General features: G+C 72.9%; 18 protein-coding genes. 4 read left to right on the plus strand and 14 right to left on the minus strand.

What is annotated here, in order from left to right; genetic code table 11:
• Window positions 1-184: 184 nt before the first annotated feature.
• The 5 genes from DTB53_RS13950 to DTB53_RS13970 all read right to left on the minus strand — a co-directional run bounded on the left by DTB53_RS13950 (window position 185) and on the right by DTB53_RS13970 (window position 8,504).
• Window positions 185-4,756, minus strand: a complete 4,572-nt coding sequence (locus DTB53_RS13950; protein ID WP_012379867.1) for an nSTAND1 domain-containing NTPase — start codon at window positions 4,754-4,756, stop codon at window positions 185-187.
• Window positions 4,757-4,760: 4 nt separating this feature from the next.
• Window positions 4,761-5,120, minus strand: coding sequence for a CU044_2847 family protein (locus DTB53_RS13955; RefSeq protein WP_042496617.1), 360 nt, complete (start codon window positions 5,118-5,120; stop codon window positions 4,761-4,763).
• A gap of 338 nt (window positions 5,121-5,458) precedes the next feature.
• Window positions 5,459-6,343: a glycoside hydrolase family 19 protein gene (locus tag DTB53_RS13960; protein WP_003967541.1), complete on the minus strand. Its 885-nt coding sequence runs from the start codon at window positions 6,341-6,343 to the stop codon at window positions 5,459-5,461.
• Between the two features lie 300 nt (window positions 6,344-6,643).
• Entirely contained in the window at window positions 6,644-7,528 is an 885-nt protein-coding gene (locus DTB53_RS13965) for a glycoside hydrolase family 19 protein (RefSeq protein ID WP_275655712.1), read from the minus strand.
• A 205-nt stretch (window positions 7,529-7,733) separates the two neighbouring features.
• The gene (locus tag DTB53_RS13970) at window positions 7,734-8,504 is read right to left on the minus strand and encodes a TetR/AcrR family transcriptional regulator (RefSeq protein ID WP_012379869.1); all 771 of its coding nucleotides are present in this window, start codon (window positions 8,502-8,504) and stop codon (window positions 7,734-7,736) included.
• Between the two features lie 601 nt (window positions 8,505-9,105).
• Between DTB53_RS13970 and DTB53_RS13975 the strand changes: the two genes are divergently transcribed.
• Complete coding sequence (locus DTB53_RS13975) at window positions 9,106-10,575, plus strand: MFS transporter (protein WP_012379870.1); 1,470 nt, start codon at window positions 9,106-9,108, stop codon at window positions 10,573-10,575.
• Between the two features lie 95 nt (window positions 10,576-10,670).
• Here DTB53_RS13975 and DTB53_RS13980 read toward each other — a convergent pair whose 3' ends face one another.
• Window positions 10,671-11,954, minus strand: coding sequence for an adenylosuccinate synthase (locus tag DTB53_RS13980; protein WP_003967545.1), 1,284 nt, complete (start codon window positions 11,952-11,954; stop codon window positions 10,671-10,673).
• 186 nt (window positions 11,955-12,140) lie between these two features.
• Here DTB53_RS13980 and DTB53_RS13985 point away from each other — a divergent pair, with 186 nt between their 5' ends.
• The 3 genes from DTB53_RS13985 to DTB53_RS13995 all read left to right on the plus strand — a co-directional run bounded on the left by DTB53_RS13985 (window position 12,141) and on the right by DTB53_RS13995 (window position 13,826).
• Window positions 12,141-13,022: a diacylglycerol kinase family protein gene (locus tag DTB53_RS13985; protein ID WP_003967546.1), complete on the plus strand. Its 882-nt coding sequence runs from the start codon at window positions 12,141-12,143 to the stop codon at window positions 13,020-13,022.
• A 33-nt stretch (window positions 13,023-13,055) separates the two neighbouring features.
• Window positions 13,056-13,328, plus strand: coding sequence for a DUF1876 domain-containing protein (locus DTB53_RS13990; protein ID WP_003967547.1), 273 nt, complete (start codon window positions 13,056-13,058; stop codon window positions 13,326-13,328).
• 156 nt (window positions 13,329-13,484) lie between these two features.
• A complete protein-coding gene (locus DTB53_RS13995) occupies window positions 13,485-13,826 on the plus strand; it encodes a hypothetical protein (RefSeq protein WP_012379871.1) in 342 nt (113 codons plus the stop codon).
• A 30-nt stretch (window positions 13,827-13,856) separates the two neighbouring features.
• Here the strand turns inward: DTB53_RS13995 and DTB53_RS14000 are convergent, their stop codons facing one another.
• From DTB53_RS14000 to DTB53_RS14035, 8 genes are all read right to left on the minus strand, one after another.
• Window positions 13,857-15,062, minus strand: a complete 1,206-nt coding sequence (locus DTB53_RS14000) for a cytochrome P450 (RefSeq protein ID WP_012379872.1) — start codon at window positions 15,060-15,062, stop codon at window positions 13,857-13,859.
• Window positions 15,063-15,215: 153 nt separating this feature from the next.
• Window positions 15,216-15,884, minus strand: coding sequence for a response regulator (locus tag DTB53_RS14005; protein WP_003967550.1), 669 nt, complete (start codon window positions 15,882-15,884; stop codon window positions 15,216-15,218).
• Window positions 15,881-17,221: a sensor histidine kinase gene (locus DTB53_RS14010; protein WP_012379873.1), complete on the minus strand. Its 1,341-nt coding sequence runs from the start codon at window positions 17,219-17,221 to the stop codon at window positions 15,881-15,883. Before DTB53_RS14010 ends, DTB53_RS14005 begins: the two co-directional genes overlap by 4 nt.
• A 153-nt stretch (window positions 17,222-17,374) precedes the next feature.
• Complete coding sequence (locus DTB53_RS14015; RefSeq protein WP_012379874.1) at window positions 17,375-18,202, minus strand: NmrA family NAD(P)-binding protein; 828 nt, start codon at window positions 18,200-18,202, stop codon at window positions 17,375-17,377.
• Window positions 18,203-18,307: 105 nt separating this feature from the next.
• Window positions 18,308-19,204, minus strand: a complete 897-nt coding sequence (locus tag DTB53_RS14020; protein ID WP_012379875.1) for an alpha/beta hydrolase — start codon at window positions 19,202-19,204, stop codon at window positions 18,308-18,310.
• A gap of 122 nt (window positions 19,205-19,326) precedes the next feature.
• Window positions 19,327-20,559 (minus strand): kynureninase, encoded by a 1,233-nt coding sequence (gene kynU, locus DTB53_RS14025; RefSeq protein WP_012379876.1) that lies wholly within the window; start codon window positions 20,557-20,559, stop codon window positions 19,327-19,329.
• The gene (locus tag DTB53_RS14030) at window positions 20,552-21,400 is read right to left on the minus strand and encodes a tryptophan 2,3-dioxygenase family protein (protein ID WP_012379877.1); all 849 of its coding nucleotides are present in this window, start codon (window positions 21,398-21,400) and stop codon (window positions 20,552-20,554) included. The genes kynU and DTB53_RS14030 overlap by 8 nt, the downstream gene beginning before the upstream one ends.
• Before the next feature lie 144 nt (window positions 21,401-21,544).
• The gene (locus tag DTB53_RS14035; protein WP_003967556.1) at window positions 21,545-21,958 is read right to left on the minus strand and encodes a DUF3151 domain-containing protein; all 414 of its coding nucleotides are present in this window, start codon (window positions 21,956-21,958) and stop codon (window positions 21,545-21,547) included.
• Between the last annotated feature and the right edge of the window lie 103 nt (window positions 21,959-22,061).

Genomic DNA, 22,061 nt, shown 5'->3' on the forward strand with positions numbered 1-22,061 from the left:
GGCTCGGTACTGGGTCCTGTCGTCACACTGCCGTCGTCGCCCGAAGGGCGGCCCTGCGGGGTCAGGTGCGTGCTCCCGGTGTGCCGGGGGCGGGTCCTCGTACGGGACGTACCCGGGCCGGTGCCCGGTCCGGCGAGAGCACGTGCACGGCCGCGCGGGGCAGGCGGCAGTTCGACGACAGGGCCTAGCGGATTTCGGGGTCTCCCGGGCAGGCGGTCAGATCGGGTGGGAGGCTTCCCTCCTCCTTGCGGGTGAGGTCGCGGGCGACGGTGCCGCAGAGGGCGCTGATCGCGGTGGCCGGGGCGATGTGGTGCCACAGCCGTACGTTGGCGCTGACGGTGGCGAGGGAGTCTCCGTCGGGACTGAACACCAGGGAATGCACGGCCCCGTCATGGCCGGTGATGGTAGCCGTGCTCCTGGCGGTTGCCACATCCCACAACCGGACGGTCCCTTCGGCGCCGGCGGTGGCGAGGGTCTCCCCGCTGGGGCTGAACGCCACCAGGTCCACGCTGGAGGTGTGACCGGTGAGGGTGGCGGTGTGCCCGCCCGTGCGTACGTCCCACAGCCGGACGGTCCTGTCGGTGAGGGCGGTGGTGGCGAGGGTGCCTCCGTCCGGGCTGAACACCACCGCGTCCACGGACGCGGGGGCCGGGCCGGAGTCTTCCCGGTCGCCCTCGTAGTGGCCGACGTGACCGGTGAGGGTGGCCGTGTTCCTGCCGGTGTCCGCGTCCCACAACCGGGCGGTGCCGTCCTCCCCGGCGCTGGCAAGCGTGTCACCTCCCGGACTGAACACCACCGAGGCCACGGGCGCGGTGTGCCCGGTGAGGGTGGCGGTGTTCCTGCCCGTGCCTACGTCCCACAGGCGAACGGTCCCGTGGTTCCCAGCGGTGGCGAGAGTCTCACCGTCGGGGCTGAACACCACCGCGTTCACGAACTGCGGGTCGCCGGTCAGGGAGGCGGTCTTCCTGCCGGTGTCCGCCTCCCACAGGTGAACACCGGACTCGGACTCGGCCGCAGTGGCGAGAACCTCTCCGTCCGGGCTGAACACCATCTCGTCCACGGGCCCGGTCAGGGAGGCAATCATCCTGCCGGTGTCCGCCTCCCACAGGTGAACACCGGACTCGGACTCGGACTCGGCCGCAGTGGCGAGAACCTCCCCGTCCGGGCTGAACACCATCTCGTCCACGGGCCCGGTCAGGGAGGCGATCATCCTGCCGGTGTCCGCCTCCCACAAGCGGGCGGTCCGGTCTTTCCCCCTGGTGGCGAGAGTCTCCCCGTCCGGGCTGAACACCACCGCGTCCACCGCCCCGTCATGGCCGGTGAGGGTAGCGGTGTTCGTGCTGGTGTCCGCCTCCCACAGCCGTGCGGTCCCGTCCTCGCTGCCGGTAGCGACAGCGGCTCCGTCAGGGCTGAACGCCACCGAGCCCACCGATCCCAGGTGAGCGGCGAAGGCGGCGGCGCTCACGTCCCAGACCTGGACGGTCGCGTCGTTGCCGGCGGTGGCGAGAGTCTCCCCGTCAGGACTGAACACCACCGCGTTCACCCACGCGCTGTGCCCGGTGAGGGTGGCGGTGACTTCACGGGTGCTCACGTCCCACAACCGGGCGGTGCTGTCGCTGCCGGCGGTGGCGAGAGTCTCCCCGTCAGGACTGAACACGACCGATGTCAGCCGGTCGCTGTGGCCGGCGAAGGTGGCCGTGATCCTACCGGTGTCCGCGTCCCACAACCGGGCGGTCCTGTCGCTGCCGGCGGTGGCGAGAGTCTCCCCGTCAGGACTGAACACCACCGCGTCGCCGTCGCCGCCGGAGAGGGTGGCCTTGTTCCTGCCGGTGTCCGTGTCCCACAACCGTACGAGCCCGGCGGTAGCGGTGGCGAGGGTGTCCCCGTCGGGACTGAACACCGGCGCACGGCTGGGGACGGGGAGAGTGGCGGCGCTCTCGCCGGTGGCCACATCCCACAGGCGGACGCTCCCGACGGAATTCCCGGGGCCGCCTCCCGTCTCGGGCACGGAGGCGGAGCCGGCGGTCGCGAGAGCGTCTCCGTCGGGACTGAACACCACCGCGTCCACGCCCTCGGTATGGCCGGTGAGCGTAGCGGTGTCCCTGCCGGTGGCCACATCCCACAACCGGACGGTCCCGTCCTCCCCACCGGTGGCGAGGGTGTCTCCGTCAGGGCTGAACGCCACCGCGTTCACGGGCTTCGTGTGGCCGGCAAAAGTGGCGACGTCCCGGCCGACGGTCACGTCCCACAGCCGGACGGTCCCATGGCCGCCCCCCATGGCCAGGACGGCGCTGTCGGGACTGAACGCCACCGACGTCACGGGCGCGGCGAAAGTCGCGGTCTTCCTGCCCGTGGCCATGTCCCACAACCCGACGCCGTCGAAAGCGCCTGCGGCGAGGGTGCGGCCGTCGGGGCTGAACACCACCGACTTCACGGGCCTTGAGTCGTTGATGCTGCGCCGCAGGGGAACGGCGGCAGCGGCTCTGAGGGCGTCGGCGGCCTCAGAGGTCGGGCTGGTGCGGTAGGCCGCGATCGCGAGGCGCGAGGCGAGGTTCGGTTCGGTGCCGAGCAAGGATGTGGATTCAGCGCTGAACTGCCTTGACCGGGACATCAGTTGCTGTTCCTGAACGGCCTGCTTGGCCTCGACGGCGGCCCGCCACTGGAAGATCGCCACGCCCGACGCGATCAGGGCGAGAGCGAGCATGGTCGCCAGCACGGTGTTGAGCCGCCTGCTCCGCCGCATGGCGGCCTGCTCGCGGTGCCGGCCCGCGTCGAGGAATCGCGCCAGCTCGGTCGGCAGACGGCGGTGTCGCTCCCAGTCCGTACCCTCGGCGAGGAGTGTTCCGGCGGGCAGGTCCTCCAGTTCCCGGTGCTTCTGCCAGCGGGCGTGCGACGTGCGGGCGCGGTGCAGCCAGCCGTGGAACCGGGCGTCCTGCTCGGCCCAGCGGCGCAGCTCGGGCCAGTCACGGATCAGCGTGTCGTGGATCAGTTCGGCCATCGGTGTCCCGACCGATCCGTCGGCGGCCCTCGGCTCGTGCACCCGGTCGGTGGTGATGATGCGATGCCGGGAGAGAACCTCCAGCACCGCGTCGACGGCTTCCAGTGCCTCGGGCGTACCGTCGGCGGCTGAGAGTTCCCGCAGTTCGAGAAGCGGAAACCGCTGGCGTGCCGCGGGGATGTTCAGAGCCTCGTCAGCGGGGCGCACCAGCGCTGTGAGGGCGCGTTGGGCGATGAGCCGCTGTGGGTCGTCCAGTTCGCGCAGAGCGGCCCCGCACCAGTCGGCGAGGGCCCCGGTCACGGCGCCGATACGGCGGTAGGCGTCGTGGGTGAGCATGCCGTCGTGGTCCAGGCGGCGATCCCACAGCTGGCTGAGCGCGACTTCGAGCATCGGCAGCACGGTGACCGGCGCCTCGCGGGCCCCCGCGGTGCGCGGGTTGAGTGCCAGGACGTCGGAAACGATCTGCGGTGCCAGACCCGCCTCGAAGGCGACCTTCAAGTCGGCGGCCGGTCCGGTGACGATCGCGTTGAGGTCCGCGCTGGTGAGCGTGGCGGGCACATTGAGCACACCGCGTGTTTTCAGCGCCGCCCGCAGCAGTTCGGGAGCCAGGGCGGACAGCCGCGGATAGAAGTCGTCGCGCATGACGATGACGAGCACCACATCGGCGGCCTCAAGGGACCGGATCGCGCCGGTGATCGTGGCGAGGGCCGCCGTCAGGGGTTCGGTGGAGGGTGCGAGGATCTCTTCGAACTGGTCGATGACCAGCACCGTGCGCACGGGGTCCGGGCCGTCCCCCGGTGAACCGGTCGCTGCCGGCCGGACTCCCGAGGGGGCGGTCGCGGGCAGACCCGCTTGTTCGAGGACGGCCGGCAGGTCCGGGCCGGGCCGCGCGACCACCTGACGCCAGCGGTCGCTGCCCGGCACTTCCCCGCGCGCCAGCGCGGGCAGGAGACCGGCCTGAACCAGCGAGGACTTTCCCGCTCCGGAGGGTCCGAGCAACAGCACGGTCCGCTCCCCGCCCGCGAGTGCGTCCACGAGCCGGCGCACCGCGTCCTCGCGGCCGTGGAACCAGCGGGCCTGCTCGCTCGTGAACGGCGCCAACGCCTGGTAGGGCGAGACGTCGAGCACCCGGAGCGCGGGCCAGGCATCGCGCAGAACCTCGGCCGGCGTGGCGTAGGCGATGCCGTGTCCCCGGTCGTGACCGTCGGGGGCCGTGATGGCGCTGACCATGCCGACCACCCGGCCGGCCACCTCGTCGAGCACGGGTCCGCCGCTGAACCCGGTGGTCAGATCGTTGGCGCCGGTCAGCTGCAGCATGTCGTCGGCGCTGTCCGGGGCCGGTAGCAGTCCGAGAACCTCGGCGGAACCGAAGTGCCCGTCCGGCGGTGCCTGGACGGGGAAGCCGAGCGAGCGCACCTGGCGTCCGGCGCAGCCCGCCGACGATCCCAGCGACAGCGGGACCACGCCCGCCGGCACCTCGTCCAGCAGGACCAGCGCGATGTCCTGCTCGTCCGGGGCGCGCCATCCTTCCTCCAGCACCCGTCCCCGGGGCGACGGGACGCCGGACACGCGCGGGAAGACCAACTGCACCGCGTCCCCGGGCCCGTAACCGCCGTCGGCCAGGACGTGTGCGCAACTGATCAGCAGGTTCTCGCCGATCAGGAAGCCCGTCCCCAGCACGGATCCGTCCCCGTCGCGGACCTGGGCGACCGCGGCAGTCAGCACATCGGCCGTGCGCGCGTCCCGGGTGGTTCCCACGAGGTCACTCCGCCGCGGCGTCCGGCGCTTGCGCGGTACCGGAGCCGGCGTCTTCCCTGTTCCAGGTCATCTTCACGGTCAGATGGCAGTTGACAGCCGTCTTGGTGATCACCACACCGGCCTCGGTACCGAGGTCGACCCCGAACTCGACCTCCAGCTCCGTCGGCCCCGCGTCGCGCAACCGGGTCAGCACGCTGCGGGCCATGTCCGTGACCGGCTCCAAGGCCGCGCTCAGTCCCGTCGGCAGCTCCCGGATCGCCTCACCGACCCGGCCCGCCTTCACCGGCCCGGCCGCACCGTCCGCGGCCTCGACCAGGATCGAGCCTCCGCCGTCCAGTTGCACCCGTGCCAACTGCTGGCCCATCAGATTCCCCTCGCTCCCGCCCGAACGCGACCACACGACAAGCTACGCGCGCCCGGGCGGCGGGGAGGAGAAACAGGACAACTCGGAGAGGGGGTTCTGTGCTGGACTCAGCGGGACCATCCGGCCGCGGAGGGGGACGTACGGTTCCTGGGCCCGCCGTAGAGGCGCCCCCGACGCCCGCGCGGAACCCGGTCCACGTCGGACGGTCGTGCCGCGCCGCCCGGGCCTCGACGCCGAAACGGGGGTGCGCCCGGCGTGAGCCGGACACACCCCCGTTTCGGGTGGGGTCCTCGGGGATCCTCAGCGGCCCTCGCGGGCCGGTGAGGGGCGGTACGACATCAGCAGCTCAGGTTCGGACCCGTGGTGGTGCCGAGGATCTGGGTGAACTGCGTGAACTTGTTGATGCGGCTCTGGACCTGCGCCGGGTTGCCGCCGTTGCACTCCAGAGCGCCGTTGATCGAGCGGATCGTCTCGCCGAAGCCGGCGTTGTTGACGATGGCGTTGTGCGGGGTCATGGTGCCGGGGCCGTTCTGGGAGTTCCAGTACCAGAGGCCGGTCTTCCACGCCACGGCCGGGTCCTGCTCCACCAGGTAGGGGTTGGCGAGCAGGTTGATGCCCAGGGCGTCACCGGCCGCCTTGTAGTTGAAGTTCCAGCTCAGCTGGATCGGGCCGCGGCCGTAGTAGGCGGCCTGGCCGGCCGGGCAGCCGTACGACTGCGTGGTGTCGCAGTAGTGCGGGTAGTTCGCCTCGTTGACTTCCTTGATGTAGAACAGTCCGCCGGTCTCGTGGCTGACGTTGGCGAGGAAGGCCGCGGCCTCGCGCTTCTTCACCTCGTCGCTGCCGGTCTTGGCGAAGGCCGGGTAGGCGCTCAGGGCGTCGGTGAGGCCCTTGTAGGTGTAGAAGGCGTTCCGGTTCGGGAACATCTGGTTGAACTGGGCCTCGCTGACGACGAAGCCGTTGTTGCCGCCCGGGCCCTCACCGCCGGTGCCACACGCACCCTTGTCGGCCCAGACGTCCGACGTGCCGGGACGCTCGTTCTGGGTCCACCACTTGGCGGTGTAGTTACGGCCGTTGTACGAGACCGTGCCGCCGTTCGTGTAGACGGAGGAGGAGCTCCAGGCCGTGGCGCAGGTGGCCGCCTGCGCGGTGGTGGCGGGAAGAACGATGAGCGCCGCGACGATCGCGCCGAGCGCGACCAGCAGACTCATGACACGTCGATACACGTGATCACACTCCTTGGACGCGGCGCGACGTCCGGCCTGCGCCGCCGGTGGGGGTGCCGATACTCAAGCGAGGATGGTCTGGACCTGTCAAGGTCTAGACCATCCTCGAAGAAGGTGCCGGTGCCACCAGTTTCGGCCATCGCGGCCCGGGAGGATCACGTCAAGAGGGCCCTCAACAGCGCCTATTCCGGAGGGAGTCCATCCGGATCGCCCGCGAACGGAGGGGGAACCGAAGGTAAAATCTTCCGGCCCGCCCAGCATGCGGACGACCCCGGCGACCCGGCGACCCGGGGGCGCCGCTCAGCAGGTGAGCCCGGCTCCCGGGGCCACCCCGACGATGCCGGTGATGCGCTCGTACCGCTCCACCCGCGCGGTCACCGAGCCCGGGTTGCCGCCGTCGCACTCCAGGGCCCCGTTGAGCGAACGGATCGTCTCGCCGAAGCCGGCGCCGCCCACCATCGCGTCGTGGGACGTCATGGTGCCGGGGCCGTTCTGGGTGTTCCAGTACCAGAGGGCCGTGGCCCAGGCGACGGACGGATCCCGCTCGACCAGCCAGGGATCGTTGAGCAGGTCGAGCCCGAGGGCGTCCCCGGCCGCCTTGTAGTTGAAGTTCCAGCTGAACATGATCGGGCCGCGCCCGTAGTACGCCTCGCGCCCCGCCGGGCAGCCGAAGGGCTGGGTGTCGTCGCACTTGCGCCAGTAGTTGGCCTCGTTGATCTCCTTGACGTACTTCAGCCCCACCGACTCGAAGTCCGCGTGCGTCAGGAACGCCGCCGCCTCGCGGGCCCGCGTCTGCGGCGTACCGACGTTGGCGAAGCGCGGGTAGGCGTGCAGCGCGTCGATCAGGCCCTGGTACGTGTAGAAGGGGTCGCGGTCCGGGAAGATCGCGTCGAACTCCTCCTCGCCGATGACGAAGTCGGAGACCCCTCCCGTACAGGCGCCCCGGTCCGACCACGCGGAGCCGGCGCCCGGATTCTCGCCCCGCGTCCACCACTTGGCGCTCCAGTTGCGCCCGTGGTGGGAGACCGTGTCCCCGGCCCGGTAGTCGGCCGAGGCGCTGTGGAGCGGCGCGCAGGGCCCGGCGGCGGGGGCGGCGGCCGTCGCGGCCGGGGCCGCCGTCACGAGGGCGGCGGCGAGGACGGCGAGGGCCGCCGGGACGGTCAGGAACCTCTTGGCACGAGCGATGCGATCGATGCGGTTCAGGGCTGCTCACTCCTTCGGCACGGCACACCGAGCACCCCGGCAGGCCGACATGACGGGCCACCAGCCAAGCCCGCATGGTCTGAACCTGTCAAGGTCTAGACCAGACGACCAGACGACCAGACGGCCGGGCTGCCGGGCGGTCCGGGCGGTCCGGGCCGACGCCGCGCGGTGGCGACCGGGGGCCGGCTCAGCGACGGCGGCCGGCGACCCCGTCCAGGAAGAGGCCGAGCTTGCGCTCGAACCAGGCCGCGGGCGAGCCCGCGACGGCGTCGGCCAGCACCCCGCGCAGCCGCGGGTCGAAGGTGTGCATCCACGGGCCGATCAGCTCACGACGGCGCCTGCGGGCCGCCTCGATCGCCGCGCCGGCCCCGCCGTCGGAGCCGTCGTCCGGCCCGGACTCACCGCCCGGCCCGGAGCCGCCGCTCGAACCGGGGTCGCCACCGGGCTCACCGTCGTCGCTCCCCTGCGGAAGGACGGCGAGGAACGCCTGGGTGACCAACTCCGCCAGCATGTCCATGATGAGCACCGAGTCCTCGGCGGAGAACCCGTAGCCGAGGAGCGCGACCCCCGTCCGGTTCTCCCGCCCCACCAGCCCGGGGCCGGTGAGCCGGAGCGCGGTGACCTCCTGCGCCAGCCCGGGGTGGGCGGCGAACAACCGCCAGTGCGCCCACGCGGTCGCCGTGAGGAAGGCGCGCCAGTCGTCGTCGGGTTCCGGCCACTCGATGGCGTCCACGGCACGGTCGGCCGCGGCGGCGGCGAGCGCGTCACGGCTGGGGAAGTACCGGTAGAGCGTCGAGTGGGAGATGCCCAGCCGTTCGGCGACGGCCGGCATCGTCAGCCGGGCGAACCCGATGCCGAGCGCCGCGGCGATGATCGCCTCCCGGTCGGCCATGGGCGGCCGGCCCATGCGCCGCGGACGTGAGCTCCTGGTGCTTGCCCCGGTGTCCCGCGCGCTCATGGCCGGAGATCCCTTCTGTCGAGTCCGCACCCATAGTAGGAACACCCCCGCGGGGGGCCCTCGCGCCGACGGGCTTCCCCGCACCGCCGCGAGGGCGCGGAGGCCGGGCCCGCCGGGCACCGACTGGCCGAAAACGATGGCCGGCGGCGGTCGGCCACCCGGCCCGGCCGGCCCGTCGACCGCGCCGCCCCCTCCGCACCAACGTGTGGCCGCGCGCGGCCACACCTCCGCGACGCCCTCCGCAGCCGCTCCCTCCCCTCGGGGCCGGATACCCACCCCCGGTATATTGGCCGGGGAGCGTATTGCGGCCGATGACAGCCCCTCCCTAGCGTCAACGGGTGATGACCACTCAGCTCCACCGCAGGCGCCCCGACCGCACGAGAACCCCCACCACCACGAGCAGCGACCAGGACCACGGCCCCCGGGCCTCCGGTCTTCGACCCCCCGGCCACCGGCCCCCCGGCCGCCGGAGCCCAGGCCGCCGGACCCCGGGCCGCCAGGCGTCCGATCGCCAGGTGTCCGTTCGTCAGGTGTCCGGTCGTCAGGTATGCGGTCGTCAGGTATCCAGTCGTCAGATACGCGGCCGGCGGGGCCATACCGCATGACGGCCGCCCCCACCCCCGCGGGCCCCGCGCTCCCCGGCCGCCGACAGGCCACCCTCGTCGTCCTGTGCTTCGTCCAGTTCATGCTGGTTCTGGACGACACGGTGGTCAACGTCGCTCTCTCCAGCATCAGGAGCGACCTCGGCTTCAGTACCACGGACCTGACCTGGGTCGCCAACGCCTACTTCCTCGCCTTCGGCGGACTGCTGCTCCTCTTCGGCCGCCTCGGCGACCTGATCGGCCGCCGCCGGGTCTTCCTCTGGGGCGTGAGCCTGTTCGGCGCCGCGAGCCTGCTCTGCGGGCTCGCCCAGGAGCCCTGGCAGCTCGTGGCCGGACGGTTTGCCCAGGGGGCGGGCGCGGCCATGGCCAGCCCGGCGGCCCTGGCACTGATCACCCTGATCTTCCCCGGCCGCGCGGAACGCGCCAAGGCGCTCGGCATCTGGGGCGCCATCGCCGGTCTGGGCGGCACCACCGGGGTGGTGATCTCCGGTGCGCTCACCGGGCTGGCGTCCTGGCGCTGGATCTTCCTGATCAATCTGCCGGTCGCCGTCCTCGCCCTGGTGCTCCTGCCGCGCCTGGTCGGCGAGAGCCGCACCGACCGCCCCGCCCGGCCGGACGTCCCGGGCGCGCTGCTGGGCACCGGCGCCGTCGTCTCCCTGGTCTACGCCCTGCTCCGGACGGAGAAGGCGGACTGGGGCGAGGTGTCGGTCCTGGCGCCCCTGCTGCTCGGCGTCGCCCTGGGGGCCCTCTTCCTCCTGGTCGAGGCGCGCACGGCGGATCCGCTCATCCCGCCGGCCTTCCTCTCCGTCAGGATCCGCCTGGTCTCCAACGCCGCGGGCCTGATCTTCGCCGCCGTCTTCTTCGCCCTGTCCTTCCTGCTGATGCTGCATCTGCAGGCGGTGCTGGGATACGGCCCGCTCAAGGCCGGCCTCGCCTTTCTGCCGTACGGCGCGGGCATCCTCACCGGTGTCTGGTGCTCCTCCCGCCTGGCCGTCGGGCTAGGGCTGCGGTGGGCCCTGGTGCTGGCGTTCCTGATCAGCGCGGTCGGACTCCTGCTGCTCTCCGGGGTGTCGCCGAGCGACGGCTACGCGACCGGCGTGCTGCCCGGCATGCTGGTGGTGGGCTTCGGCTCCGGCCTCGGCTTTCCCGCCCTCGCCATGGCCGGAGTCTCCGGCACCGACGAGGAGAACGCCGGCCTCGGCTCGGCGATCCTCAACTCGGTGCAGCAGATCGGCGGCGCCGTGGGACTGGCCGTCCTGGTCTCCGTGGCGACCCGGCGCACCGAGGAGCTGACCGGCTCCGTCGGCCCGTCGCGGGCGGCGACGCAGGGGTTCTCCCTGACGCTCACCGTCGCCGCCGGGCTGCTCGTCCTCGGCGCCGCGCTCATCGCCGTACTGCTCGCCCGGGACAGCGCGGCGCGGCCCGAGCCCACCGCGCGGGAGCCCGCGCCGAAACCGGTGCGGCGGTGAGGGCGGCGGCGCGGGTGCGGGCGTGAACGCGCGCGGCGGCGGGCGCCGGGTCTCCCCGCCGTCCGCCGCCGTCGCGGTGTTCGCCCGCCCGTCCCCTACAGGAACGAGTTGATCTCGATCGTCTCGGTCCGGCCGGGGCCGACGCCGATCGCGGAGATCGGAGCGCCCGACATCTCCTCCAGGGCCTTCACGTACGCCTGCGCGTTCTTCGGCAGGTCGGAGAAGGTCTTGGCCTTGGTGATGTCCTCGGACCAGCCCGGCAGGTTCTCGTAGATCGGCTTCGCGTGGTGGAAGTCGGTCTGGTTGTACGGGAGTTCCTCGACGCGCTTGCCGTCGATCTCGTACGCCACGCACACCGGGATCCGCTCCCAGCCGGTGAGGACGTCGAGCTTGGTGAGGAAGAAGTCGGTCAGGCCGTTGACCCGGGTCGCGTACCGCGCGATCGGGGCGTCGAACCAGCCGCAGCGGCGGTCACGGCCGGTGGTGACACCGCGCTCGCCGCCGATGCGCCGCAGCGCCTCGCCGTCCTCGTCGTGCAGTTCCGTCGGGAACGGACCGGCGCCGACACGCGTCGTATAGGCCTTGAGGATGCCGATGACCCGGCTGATCTTCGTCGGGCCCACGCCGGCACCGGTGCAGGCGCCGCCCGCGGTCGGGTTCGACGAGGTGACGAAGGGATACGTGCCGTGGTCGACGTCGAGCAGGGTGCCCTGGCCGCCCTCGAAGAGGACGACCTTGCCCTCGTCGATGGCATCGTTCAGGATCAGGGTCGTGTCGGCGACGAACGGCTTGATCTGCTCCGCGTACTGGAGCATGTCCTCGACGACCTTGCCGGCCTCGATGGCCCGGCGGTTGAAGACCTTGGCCAGGAGCTGGTTCTTCTGCTCCAGGGCCGCCTCCACCTTCTGCTCCAGGATCGACTCGTCGTAGAGGTCCTGGACCCGGATCCCCACCCGGTTGATCTTGTCGGCGTACGTCGGACCGATGCCCCGGCCCGTCGTGCCGATCTTGCGCTTCCCCAGGAAGCGCTCGGTCACCTTGTCGAGCGTGACGTTGTACGGAGTGATCAAATGAGCGTTGCCGCTGATCAGAAGCTTGGACGTGTCGACGCCTCGCTCGTTCAGACCGCTCAGCTCGGAGAGCAGGACCGCCGGGTCGACCACGACACCGTTCCCGATGACCGGGGTACATCCCGGCGACAGGATTCCGGAGGGGAGGAGATGCAGTGCGTACTTCTGGTCGCCCACGACGACCGTGTGACCGGCGTTGTTCCCGCCTTGGTATCGCACGACATAGTCCACGGATCCACCGAGGAGGTCGGTGGCCTTCCCCTTGCCCTCGTCACCCCACTGAGCACCGAGCAGCACAAGTGCGGGCACAGGCGTACACCCCTTCCGGGCGGGGCATGTCCAAGGTCAGGGGGCGTACGTAAAGGTCGTACCTGCCGCACGACGATGTACGGCAAAGCCTGAGCCGTCGAACCGGGTGCCCCGGAATAGACGAAGCCCCTGGCGCAATAGCGCAAGGGGCTCTTGCACCAAGATGCTACCCGAGGAAGGACCGAGGTGTCGGCTGCAGAGCCCCCCGGCGACGGCGACGACCAGCTCCTGGTGGTCATCGACCCGGCCGCCCGCCGGACCGACGGCGAGTCCGTCCGTATCGCGAAGGACGTGCTGAGCGCCGGATCGCACGCCAAGATCTGCCTTCCGGACACCCCCGAGGAGTTCGCCCGGGCGCTGTCCCGGCGGGGTGCGCGCCGGCCCGTGGTGGTCGGCGACGATCACGCGCTGCTGCGGGCGGTCGCCCACCTCCACCGCGAACGGGAGCTGGCCGCCGGCGTCCTCGCCCTGATCCCCGTCGGCGCGGCGCACGCCCTGGAGGTGGCCCACGCCCTCGGCGTCCCCCGGGGCGCGGTGGCGGCCGCCCGCACCGCGCTGGACGGCGCGGTCCGCCGCCTGGACCTCCTGGTCGACGACAGCGACGGCGTGGTCCTCGGCCGCCTGCGCATCCCCGCTCCGGCCCCGCCGTCCGGCTCGGGGAGCCCGCACACGGGCGTCACGGCCGTCTGGGACACCTGCCGTTCGCTGGTGACGTCCCTGGTCCGCCCGGCCCCGGTCGCCGCCGCCGCGCACCCGGGCACGCACCGGCTGCGCATCGAGGCGGACGGGGTGCTGCTGAGCGACCTGGACACGCCGGTACGGGGCATCTCGGTGACCTCCCAGGGCGGCGGGGGCCTGGCCGACGTCGTCGTGCGCACCGCGTCGGGCGACGACGTCACGGCGGAGGCCAAGGCCGTCACGGTCTCCGGCGCCGACTTCCGCTACCGGGCGGACATACAGACCGGGGGGCCGGTGCGCACCCGGACCTGGACGGTCCGGGCGGGCGCGTGGGGGCTGATGCTGCCCGGTCCGGCGAGCGCGGACCCGGCAGGGGGCGCACGCTGGTAGAAGACGGCCCGAGACGTCCCGGAGGTGACCGTCATGACCAGGATCGCTGTCGGATGGCACATCGACCTCGCATTCGAGGAGGACACCCACCGCACCCGCGCGGCGGCGCTCGTCCGCCTCTCCGACGGAACAGAGGTACGCGCCCACGGCTACGCCAGCCGCCACCCCTCGGACTCCGACCAGCAGCGGGTCGGCGAGGAGATCGCGGGGGCCAGGGCGCTCAACGAACTGGCGATGAAACTGCTGACCAAGGCGCACGACGAGATCGACGAGGCGTCCGGGCGGACCTCGTACCCGCTGACCTGAGACCAAAGCCCGCCCCGACCTCGTACCCGCCGGCCCGAGACCGGAGCCCGACCCGACCTGAGACCGGGGCCGCCCCAGACCGGGGCCGTCCCGACCCGACCGGGGCCCGCCTCCGGAAGCGGAACCGTTTCCGCGCCCCGCCGCGTCCCCCTGACCATGGAGATCCAGAACTCGCGGCGGGAAGCCGTCGTCGGAACGGCCGGCTGCGCGACCGCCTTCGCCGGAGCGCTCGCGGGCATCGTGCTCTGGGCCCCGCACGGCAAGGGCGGCCTCCTCGACGGCTTCGAGGGCGCCTCCAACTGGAACGTGCTCTGGGTCGGCCTGCCCCTCATGATCCTCGGCGGCGCGGCGGCGGCCCTGGCCGTGTTCTTCCTGGTCCGGGGCGACTGGAAGCGGGCACTTGGCCTTGTCGCGTCCATCGCCGTCCTCTTCGCGATCGGCGTCGGCGTGGACGCGCTGGCCGGGGCCCCGAGGCCGGAGTGCTACGACCCCTGCTGAGACCGGGCCCGCCGTCGCCGCGGGGACGCGCTACACCTCGGCCCGCAGCTCCTTCAGCCCCCGGATCACGTACCCCGGGTGCCACTCCGGCTCGGCCGTCATCCGCAGGGCCGGCGCCTTGCGCAGCAGTTCCCCGAAGGAGGCGGCCAGCTCCAGCCGGGCCAGCGGGGCGCCCAGGCAGAAGTGGATGCCCGCGCCGAAGGTGAGGTGCGGGTTGTCCTGCCGGGACAGGTCCAGCGTGTCCGGGCGGGCGAACCGCTCCGGGTCCCGGTTGGCCGAGCCGAACAGCAGCGCCACCTCCGCGCCCCGCTCGATCACCTGGCCGTCGAGCTCGATGTCGTCGAGCACCCAGCGCTCGAACATCTGCAACGGGGTGTCGTAGCGCAGCAGCTCCTCGACCGCGCTCGGCAGCAGCGCGGGGTCGGCGCGGAGCGCGGCCAGCTGCTCCGGGTGGTGGAAGAGGGTCCGCCACCCGTTGACGGTGGTGTTCACCGTCGCCTCGTGGCCCGCGTTCAGCAGGAGCACACAGGTGGAGATCATCTCCTGCTCGGTCAGCCGCTCGCCCTCGTCGTGGGCGGCGATGAGCGCCGAGACCAGGTCCTCGCCGGGGTCCGCGCGCCGCTCGGCGATGAGGCCGCGCAGATACGCGGAGAAGTCGACGGAGGCGCGGACGGCGGCCTCGGCCGTCTCCTCGGAGGGGTTCAGCTCGAACATCCCGCAGATCGCCGCCGACCAGGGCCGCAGCAGCCCCCGGTCCGCCTCCGGGACGCCCAGCATCTCCGCGATCACGGCGACCGGCAGCGGCTCCGCGACCTCCGCCAGCAGGTCCCCGCCACCCTTCGCCACGAACGCGTCGACCAGCTCGGCCGCCAGCCGCCGCACGGTCGGGGCGAGGTTCTCGACCGTACGCGGGGTGAACGCCCTGGAGATCAGCCGCCGGATCCGGGGATGGTCCGGGGCCTCCAGATCGAGGATGCCCTGCCCGTTGAGCGTGGTGAACGGCTCGTGCGCGGCGGGCGGCGGGGTCCGGCCGAACTCCTCGTGGCTGAAGCGGTGCAGATACGTCCGGCCGAGGCGGCGGTCGCGCAGCAGGGCCGACACGTCGGAGTGGTGCGGGATCAGCCACTGCCCCGTCGGCTCGAACCAGTGCGCCCGGCCGGCGGCGCGCAGCGCGGTGTAGGCGGGATAGGGATCGGCGACGAACGCGGGCGACCAGGGATCGAAGGACACGTGCATGACCCGACGCTACCCGCGCCCGCCGCCGGCGCAAGGGGTGTCCCCGCCCGCCTCCGTCCCCGGACCGCCCGCCTCCGTCCCCGGACCGCCCGCCTCCGTCCCCGGACCGCCCGCGTCCGTCCCCGGACCGCCCGCCCCGGCCGTACGGGGGTGCTACCCCGGCGTGACCAGCCGCGCCTCGTACGCGAACACCGCCGCCTGCGTGCGGTCGCGCAGCCCCAGCTTCACCAGGATGCGGCTGACGTGCGTCTTGATCGTGGACTCGGCGACGATCAGGTGCGAGGCGATCTCCGCGTTCGAGAGCCCCTGCGCGATCAGGACGAGCACCTCCGTCTCCCGTTCGGTGAGATCGCCGATCCGGGCCAGGGCGGGCGGGCGCGGGGCCTCCGCGAGCTTGGAGAACTCGGTGATCAGCCGCCGGGTCACCGTCGGGGCGAGCAGCGCCTCGCCCGAGGCCACCACCCGTACCCCGTCGGCGAGCTGCCGGGCGGAGGCGTCCTTGAGGAGGAAGCCCGAGGCCCCGGCCCGCAGCGCCTGGTAGACGTACTCGTCGAGGTCGAAGGTCGTCAGCACCAGCACCTTCGCCTCGGCGTCCCGCGCGACGATCTCGCGGGTCGCCTCGATGCCGTTCATCTCCGGCATGCGGATGTCCATCAGGACCACGTCCGGGCGGAGGGCGGTGACCTGGGCGAGGGCCTGGCGCCCGTCGACCGCCTCGCCCACGACGCTGATCCCCGGCATCGCGTTGAGCAGGACCGAGAAGCCCTCGCGGACCATCATCTGGTCGTCGACGATCAGCACCCGGATGTCGGTGTCGCTCATGCGCCGCCGCCCCGCTCGACGACCACCGTGTCCGCGTCGTCCACCGCGCCGCCGGCCGTCTCCCGCGGCTCCGGCCCGGCCGACAGCGGTACGGGGAGGAACACGGCGACCTCGTACCCGCCGTCGGCCGTCGTCCCGGCCGTCATCTCGCCGTTCAGCATCGCGACCCGCTCCCGCATCCCGGTGATGCCGTGCCCGGCCCCCGGCGACGGCTTGACCAGCCCGCGCGGGGGTCCGTTGACCACGCGCAGACCGAGCCCGCCGAGGACATAGCCGAGCTCGACCCGGGCGGAGGCGCCCGGCGCGTGCCGCAGGCTGTTGCTCAGGGCCTCCTGGACGATCCGGTACGCCGACAGCTCGACGCCCTGCGGGAGTTCGCGGACGGCCCCGGTGATCACCTTCTCGGTCTCCAGGCCCGTCTCGCGGACGTTGTCCAGGAGCCCGTCGAGCGCGGCGAGGGTCGGCTGCGGGGCGTCCGGGGCCTCGTAGTCCTCCGCCCGGACCACCCCGAGGACGCGGCGCAGCTCGGTGAGGGCGGCCACGGCGTTCTCGCGGATGGTGACGAAGGCCTGCTCCAGCTCCGGGGGCGGGTTCTCGACCCGATAGGGGGCGGCCTCGGCCTGGATCGCGACGACGGACATGTGGTGGGCCACCACGTCGTGCAGCTCCCGGGCGATGGTGGTGCGCTCCTCCAGCAGGGTGCGCCGGTCCCGCTCGACGGCGGTGACGGTGCGCTGCACGGTGACCTCGCGCTCGGCGTCGCGCCGGATCTGGACCACGGCGACGATGAGCAGCGCGAAGGCGGAGAGCGTCGCCAGGGGCGCGGTGATCGACGGGTCACCGCCCTCCAGCGCCACCCCGAACAGGAGGGTCAGCAGCCACATCCAGGCGGCCGTGCGGGGCCGGGTCCGGGCGGCCACGACCACCATCACCACCACCTGGGCCCCGAAGGCGCTCGGCCCCCACAGTCCCTCGCTGCCCAGGACCGCGCAGAAGACGGCCGCCAGCATCGACGTCCAGAACGCGGCGACCGGCCTGACGAGGGTCATCGCCACCGCGATCGCCGGGACCAGGCCCACCAGGAGGCGGAACCGCCACTCGGAGAACCCGGCCATCATCACGAGGAAGGCGGCGAACAGCACCAGGGCGTGCGGGGCCCAGACGACGATCCCGCGCATCCCCTCGGGCAGTCGTCGGACCAGCCGTCCGTCGGGGTTCAGCGGCGGCAGAGGCCGGTAGGCGAACACATTGCGCAGGAGGTCCTCCCGCAGGCCGTCTATCGCCCCTGCGGCGGCCCGGAATTCCGGGCTACTGGTCTTTGTCTGGGTTTCGGTCACGCTTCCACGGTAGGCGGCGGCGGACGGCGGGTCGTCAGCATCGCTACGGATTCCGGGGCGTCCCTCTCAAGGACTACCCGCCTCCGCCGTACCGCGCCGGGCGCCGGAAACCTCCAGGTGGCAGCCCTGGCGGCGGCCCCGGCGCCCGGTTCCTCAGGCTCCCGCGCGGAAGTGGTCCGCGTGCTCCCCGGCCCACTGGGCGAAGGTGCGGGCCGGCCGCCCGGTGACCTTCTCCACGGTGTCGGTCACGGTCCGGCCCTCGGGCGGGGTGTCCCGGTAGACGCTGATGAGGAAGGCCATCACGTCCTCCGCCATGCCCTGGGCCCGCCAGTTCTCCAGCGCCTGCTCCTCGGTCAGCTCGACCAGCTCCACGTCCGCGCCCCGCGCCGCGGCGAGGGCCGTCACCTTGTCGCCGACGGTCAGCGCCTCGGGACCGGTGACCAGGTACTCCCGGCCGCCGTGACCGTCCTCCGTGAGCGCCACCGCCGCCACCGCCCCGATGTCCGCCTCGTGGACCATCGCGCTCAGCCGGCCGACGAAGGGCTCGCGCACCACGCCCTCGCTCCTGATGCCGGGCGCCCACTCCAGGGCGTTCGCCATGAACTCCACCGGCATCACGACGGTCCACGCGAGCTCGCCGGCGCGCACCGCCGACTCCATCGGGGTCGGGCCGCCGCCGTGCAGCACGGTCACCCGGCGTACGCCCGCCTTCGCGGCCAGGGCGAGGATCTCCTCACCGGTCCCCAGCGGGGCGAAGAATTCGCCGCCGAAGGTGATGAGGTGCAGCCCGACCGCCCCCTCCAGGGCGGGGCCCAGGGACGCCGGGTCGGTGAGGTCGCCGGCGACGACGTCGACCCCGTCCGGGAACTCCGCCCGCGCCGGGTCGCGGGTCAGGGCCCGGACGTGCTCGCCGCGCTCCAGCAGTTGCTCGACCACGCGGCGGCCGACCGTTCCCGTGGCTCCGGTCACCAGGATCGTCATGGGGTTCCCCTTCGTCGGTGCCGACTCCGTCCGAGCGGCGACAGGACCAACGTAGAGACCCTTGCGGACACCTTCCGTCCGCAATCGGACGGGCCCCGGGGGCGGTCACCAGGCGAGCTGGGTGATCTCCTCGGCCACGACGGCGCAGGCGTCGGCGGCCGGGTCGATCAGCGGGAAGTGTCCGACGCCGCCGAGCAGCGTCAGCCCCACCATCTCGCCGGACCTGGCAGCCGCGTCGACGTACGCCTCGGAGACGGCCTGCGGGACGACGATGTCCTCGACGCCCTGCACGATCGCGGTGGCGATCCCGGTCGGCAGCAGCACCCCGGGGTCGGCCTGCGCCGCCCGCACCTCGAAGTCGGCTTGTCCGCCCAGGAGTTGACCGACCGCTCCGCCGCACACCTCCAGCTCGGCAGCCACCGTGAAGTCCGCGATCGGGGCCAGGGCGACGACCCCGCGCAGTGGCGGCGGGGCGGGCAGCCGCCACGGCGACCCCTCGGGCAGGACGTGCCGCGCCGCCGCCCACAGGGCGAGGTGGCCGCCCGCCGAATGCCCGGTGACCACGATCCGCCGCACGTCGGCCCCGGGCAGCTCGCGGCCGGCCAGGGCCGGCATCGCGTCCATCGCCGCGGCCACGTCGTCGAAGGTCTCCGGCCAGCGCCCCGCCACCGGGTCGGCGCCGCCCGGCCGGGTGTTCCCGCCGCGCTGCTGCGGGATGTCGCCGCCGCGCCGGTATTCCACGCTCGCCACGGCGAAACCCCGGCGGGCCAGGAAGTCGGCGAACGGTGAGACATGGGCCCGGTCGTACGGGGCCCGCCAGGCGCCGCCGTGCAGGAGGACGACGAGCGGGGCGCCGGTGCGGCCGTCGCGCGGCGCGTAGAAGTCGACGACCTGGTCGGGGTGGTCCCCGTAGGCGGCGGACCGGTCGGGCGCGACCTCCGGATGCGCGAGCGCCGACTCCATCTCGGCGACGTCCTGATCACGCGCGGCAGAATCCGACATGCTGCTCAACCGTCCTATGCCTGTGTCCCGTGCCTGTGTCCCCGCCCAACTGGGCTGACCTGCGGGGACGGTACCAGCACTCGGCACCGTCCCCGCCCGGTCGAACAGACCGTGACGGCCCGTCAGCCGACGGTGTCCCCGGCGGACACCTCGGCGAGCACCTCGGCGAGGATCCGTGCCGCCCGTTCCGCGTCGGCGAACCCCACGTACAGCGGGGTGAAGCCGAACCGCAGCACGTCGGGACGCCGCAGATCGCCCACGACGCCCCGCTCGATCAGCCGGCGCATCACGGGCTCCGCCTCCGCGCAGCGCAGGGCGACCTGGCTGCCGCGTTCGGCGTGCGCGGCCGGGGTGACGGAGGTGACCCGGCCCGCCGGGACGTACGCCTCGACGCACTCCAGGAAGAAGTCCGTCAGGGCCAGCGACTTGGCCCGCACCGCGTCCACCGGCACCCCGTCCCACACGTCCAGCGCCGCCTCCAGCGTCAGCATGGAGACGATGTCGGGGGTCCCGACCCGGCCCCGTACGGACCCGTCCGCGGGCGCGTAGCCGGAGGTCATGCCGAACGGGTCGGCGTGCGAGTTCCAGCCCGGCAGCGGCGAGTCGAAGGCGGCCTGGTGACGCTCGGCGACATACAGGTACGCGGGCGAACCGGGGCCGCCGTTCAGGTACTTGTAGGTGCAGCCGACCGCGAGGTCCACGCGGTGCTCGTCCAGTCCGACGGGCAGCGCGCCGGCACTGTGGCAGAGGTCCCACACCACGACCGCCCCCGCCGCGTGGACGGCGGCGGTCAGTCCGGGCAGGTCGTGCAGCCGCCCGGAGCGGTAGTCGACGTGGTTGAGCAGCACGGCGGCGGTACGCGGCCCGAGCGCGGCCGGGACGTCGGCGGGCGCGACGGGCACGATCCGGTGACCGGTGAGCCGGGCGGCGGCGGACGCGATGTACCCGTCCGTGGGAAAGGTCGTCGCGTCAACCAGGATCTCGTCGCGTCCCTCCCCCGCGAGCCGGCCCGCCGCGACGACGGCCTTGAAGACGTTCACGCTGGTCGAGTCGCCCACGACGATCTGCCCCGCGGCGGCCCCCACCAGCGGGGCGATCCGGTCGCCGATCCGCTCGGGCGCGGTCCACCAGCCGCTCTCGTCCCAGGACCGGATGCGCAGTTGGCCCCACTGGCGGGTGAGGACGTCCTGCACCCGGGCGGGGACGTGGACGGGGAGCGCGCCCAGCGAGTTGCCGTCCAGGTAGACGCCGTCGTCGAGCGCGAAGAGTTCGCGGCGGGCGGCGAGCGGATCGGCGGCGTCGAGGACGGCGGCGCGCTCGCGGAGGTCCCGCGCCGTGGTCGTGGTCTCAGACATGGCTGCGCGCCGTCCACAGCTCGGGGAACACGTTCTTCGTGGCGCGCTTCTCCAGCCAGGCCACCCCGGCGGAACCGCCGGTGCCGGTCTTGGAGCCCATCGCGCGCCGGGTGGCGACGAGGTGGTCGTTGCGCCAGCGCCACACCAGCTCGCCGACGTCGGTGAGCAGCTCGCCGAGGCGCACCAGCTCGTCGTTCTGGTCGTCGGAGGCGTAGATCTCCGCCCACACCGCCTCGACCTCGGGCGACGGCTCGTACCGCTGGGTCAGGTCCCGGCCGGTGACCGACTCGGGAACGGCGTATCCGCGCCGGGCCAGCAGGGCGAGGGTCTCGTCGTACAGGCTGGGCTCCCCGAGCGCCTTCTCCAGCTCGGCGTGCACCCGGGGCGCGCCCCGGTGCGGCACCAGCATGGAGGCGGACTTGTCGCCGAGCAGGAACTCCATCCGCCGGTACATCGCGGACTGGAACCCGGACCCCTCGCCGAGGGAGCCCCGGTAGGAGTTGAACTGGGCGGGGGTGAGTCCGGCCAGCGGGCGCCAGGACTCGTTGAGCGCCTCCAGCTCGCGCAGCGAACGCTTCAGGGCGTCGCGCGCGACGGGTATGCGGTCCTCGCGCAGGGCGCGGGTGGCGGTCTCCCACTCATGGACGATGACCGTGAACCACAGCTCCATGACCTGGGTGGTGACCAGGAAGACCATCTCGCCGGGATCGTCCGAGCGCAGGTGCTGGAGGTGGGTCAGGACGTCCGCCTGGACGTAGTCCTCGTACGGAGTCGTTCCCGCGAAGTCGAGGTACGGGGTGTCCGCACCGGTGGCTTCGGGGTCGGGGTGGTTGGTCGACATCGCTGTCTCCTCGACACGAGCTTCCGGGTAGCGGTCCGCCCCTTCCGTGAGGTGGTGGAGCTCCGGTCCCCTGCTCGCATACTAGAGCCTCCCCCCGGACCGGGCCCCGCGAGCCCGGCCCGGTCCGAGGGGAGGCCCCGGGAGTCAGCTGAGGATGTCGGCGGCGGTCGGCGAGGAGTCCCGCAGGAACGTCGAGCAGCGCTCGTGCTCCTCGGTCTCCCCGATCGCCCCGGCGGCCCGCGCCAGGGCGTGCAGGGCGCGCAGGAAGCCGCGGTTCGGCTCGTGCTCGAACGGGACGGGGCCGTGGCCCTTCCAGCCGGCCCGGCGCAGGGAGTCGAGGCCGCGGTGGTAGCCGGTACGGGCGTACGCGTACGACTCGACGACCCGGCCGCCCTCGAACGCCTCGTCGGCGAGCTGCGCCCAGGCGAGCGAGGAGGTGGGGTACTTCGCGGCGACCTCGGCGGGCGGGGTGCCCGCGGCGAGCAGCTCGCGCGGCTCCGGGTCGTCGGGGAGGTGGGTCGGGGCGGGGCCCCCGAGCAGGTTCTCGTGGATGGACATGGCTCAAGTGTGCCTGCCGCGGAGCCCCGGCGGCACCGTGCCCCGGACTCGCGGCACAGCCCGTTCGCCCGGGCGTCGGGCCCCTCGTCCGGATCGTGCCGGG

This window comes from Streptomyces griseus, assembly GCF_900460065.1.
Taxonomy (GTDB): Bacteria; Actinomycetota; Actinomycetes; order Streptomycetales; family Streptomycetaceae; genus Streptomyces; species Streptomyces griseus.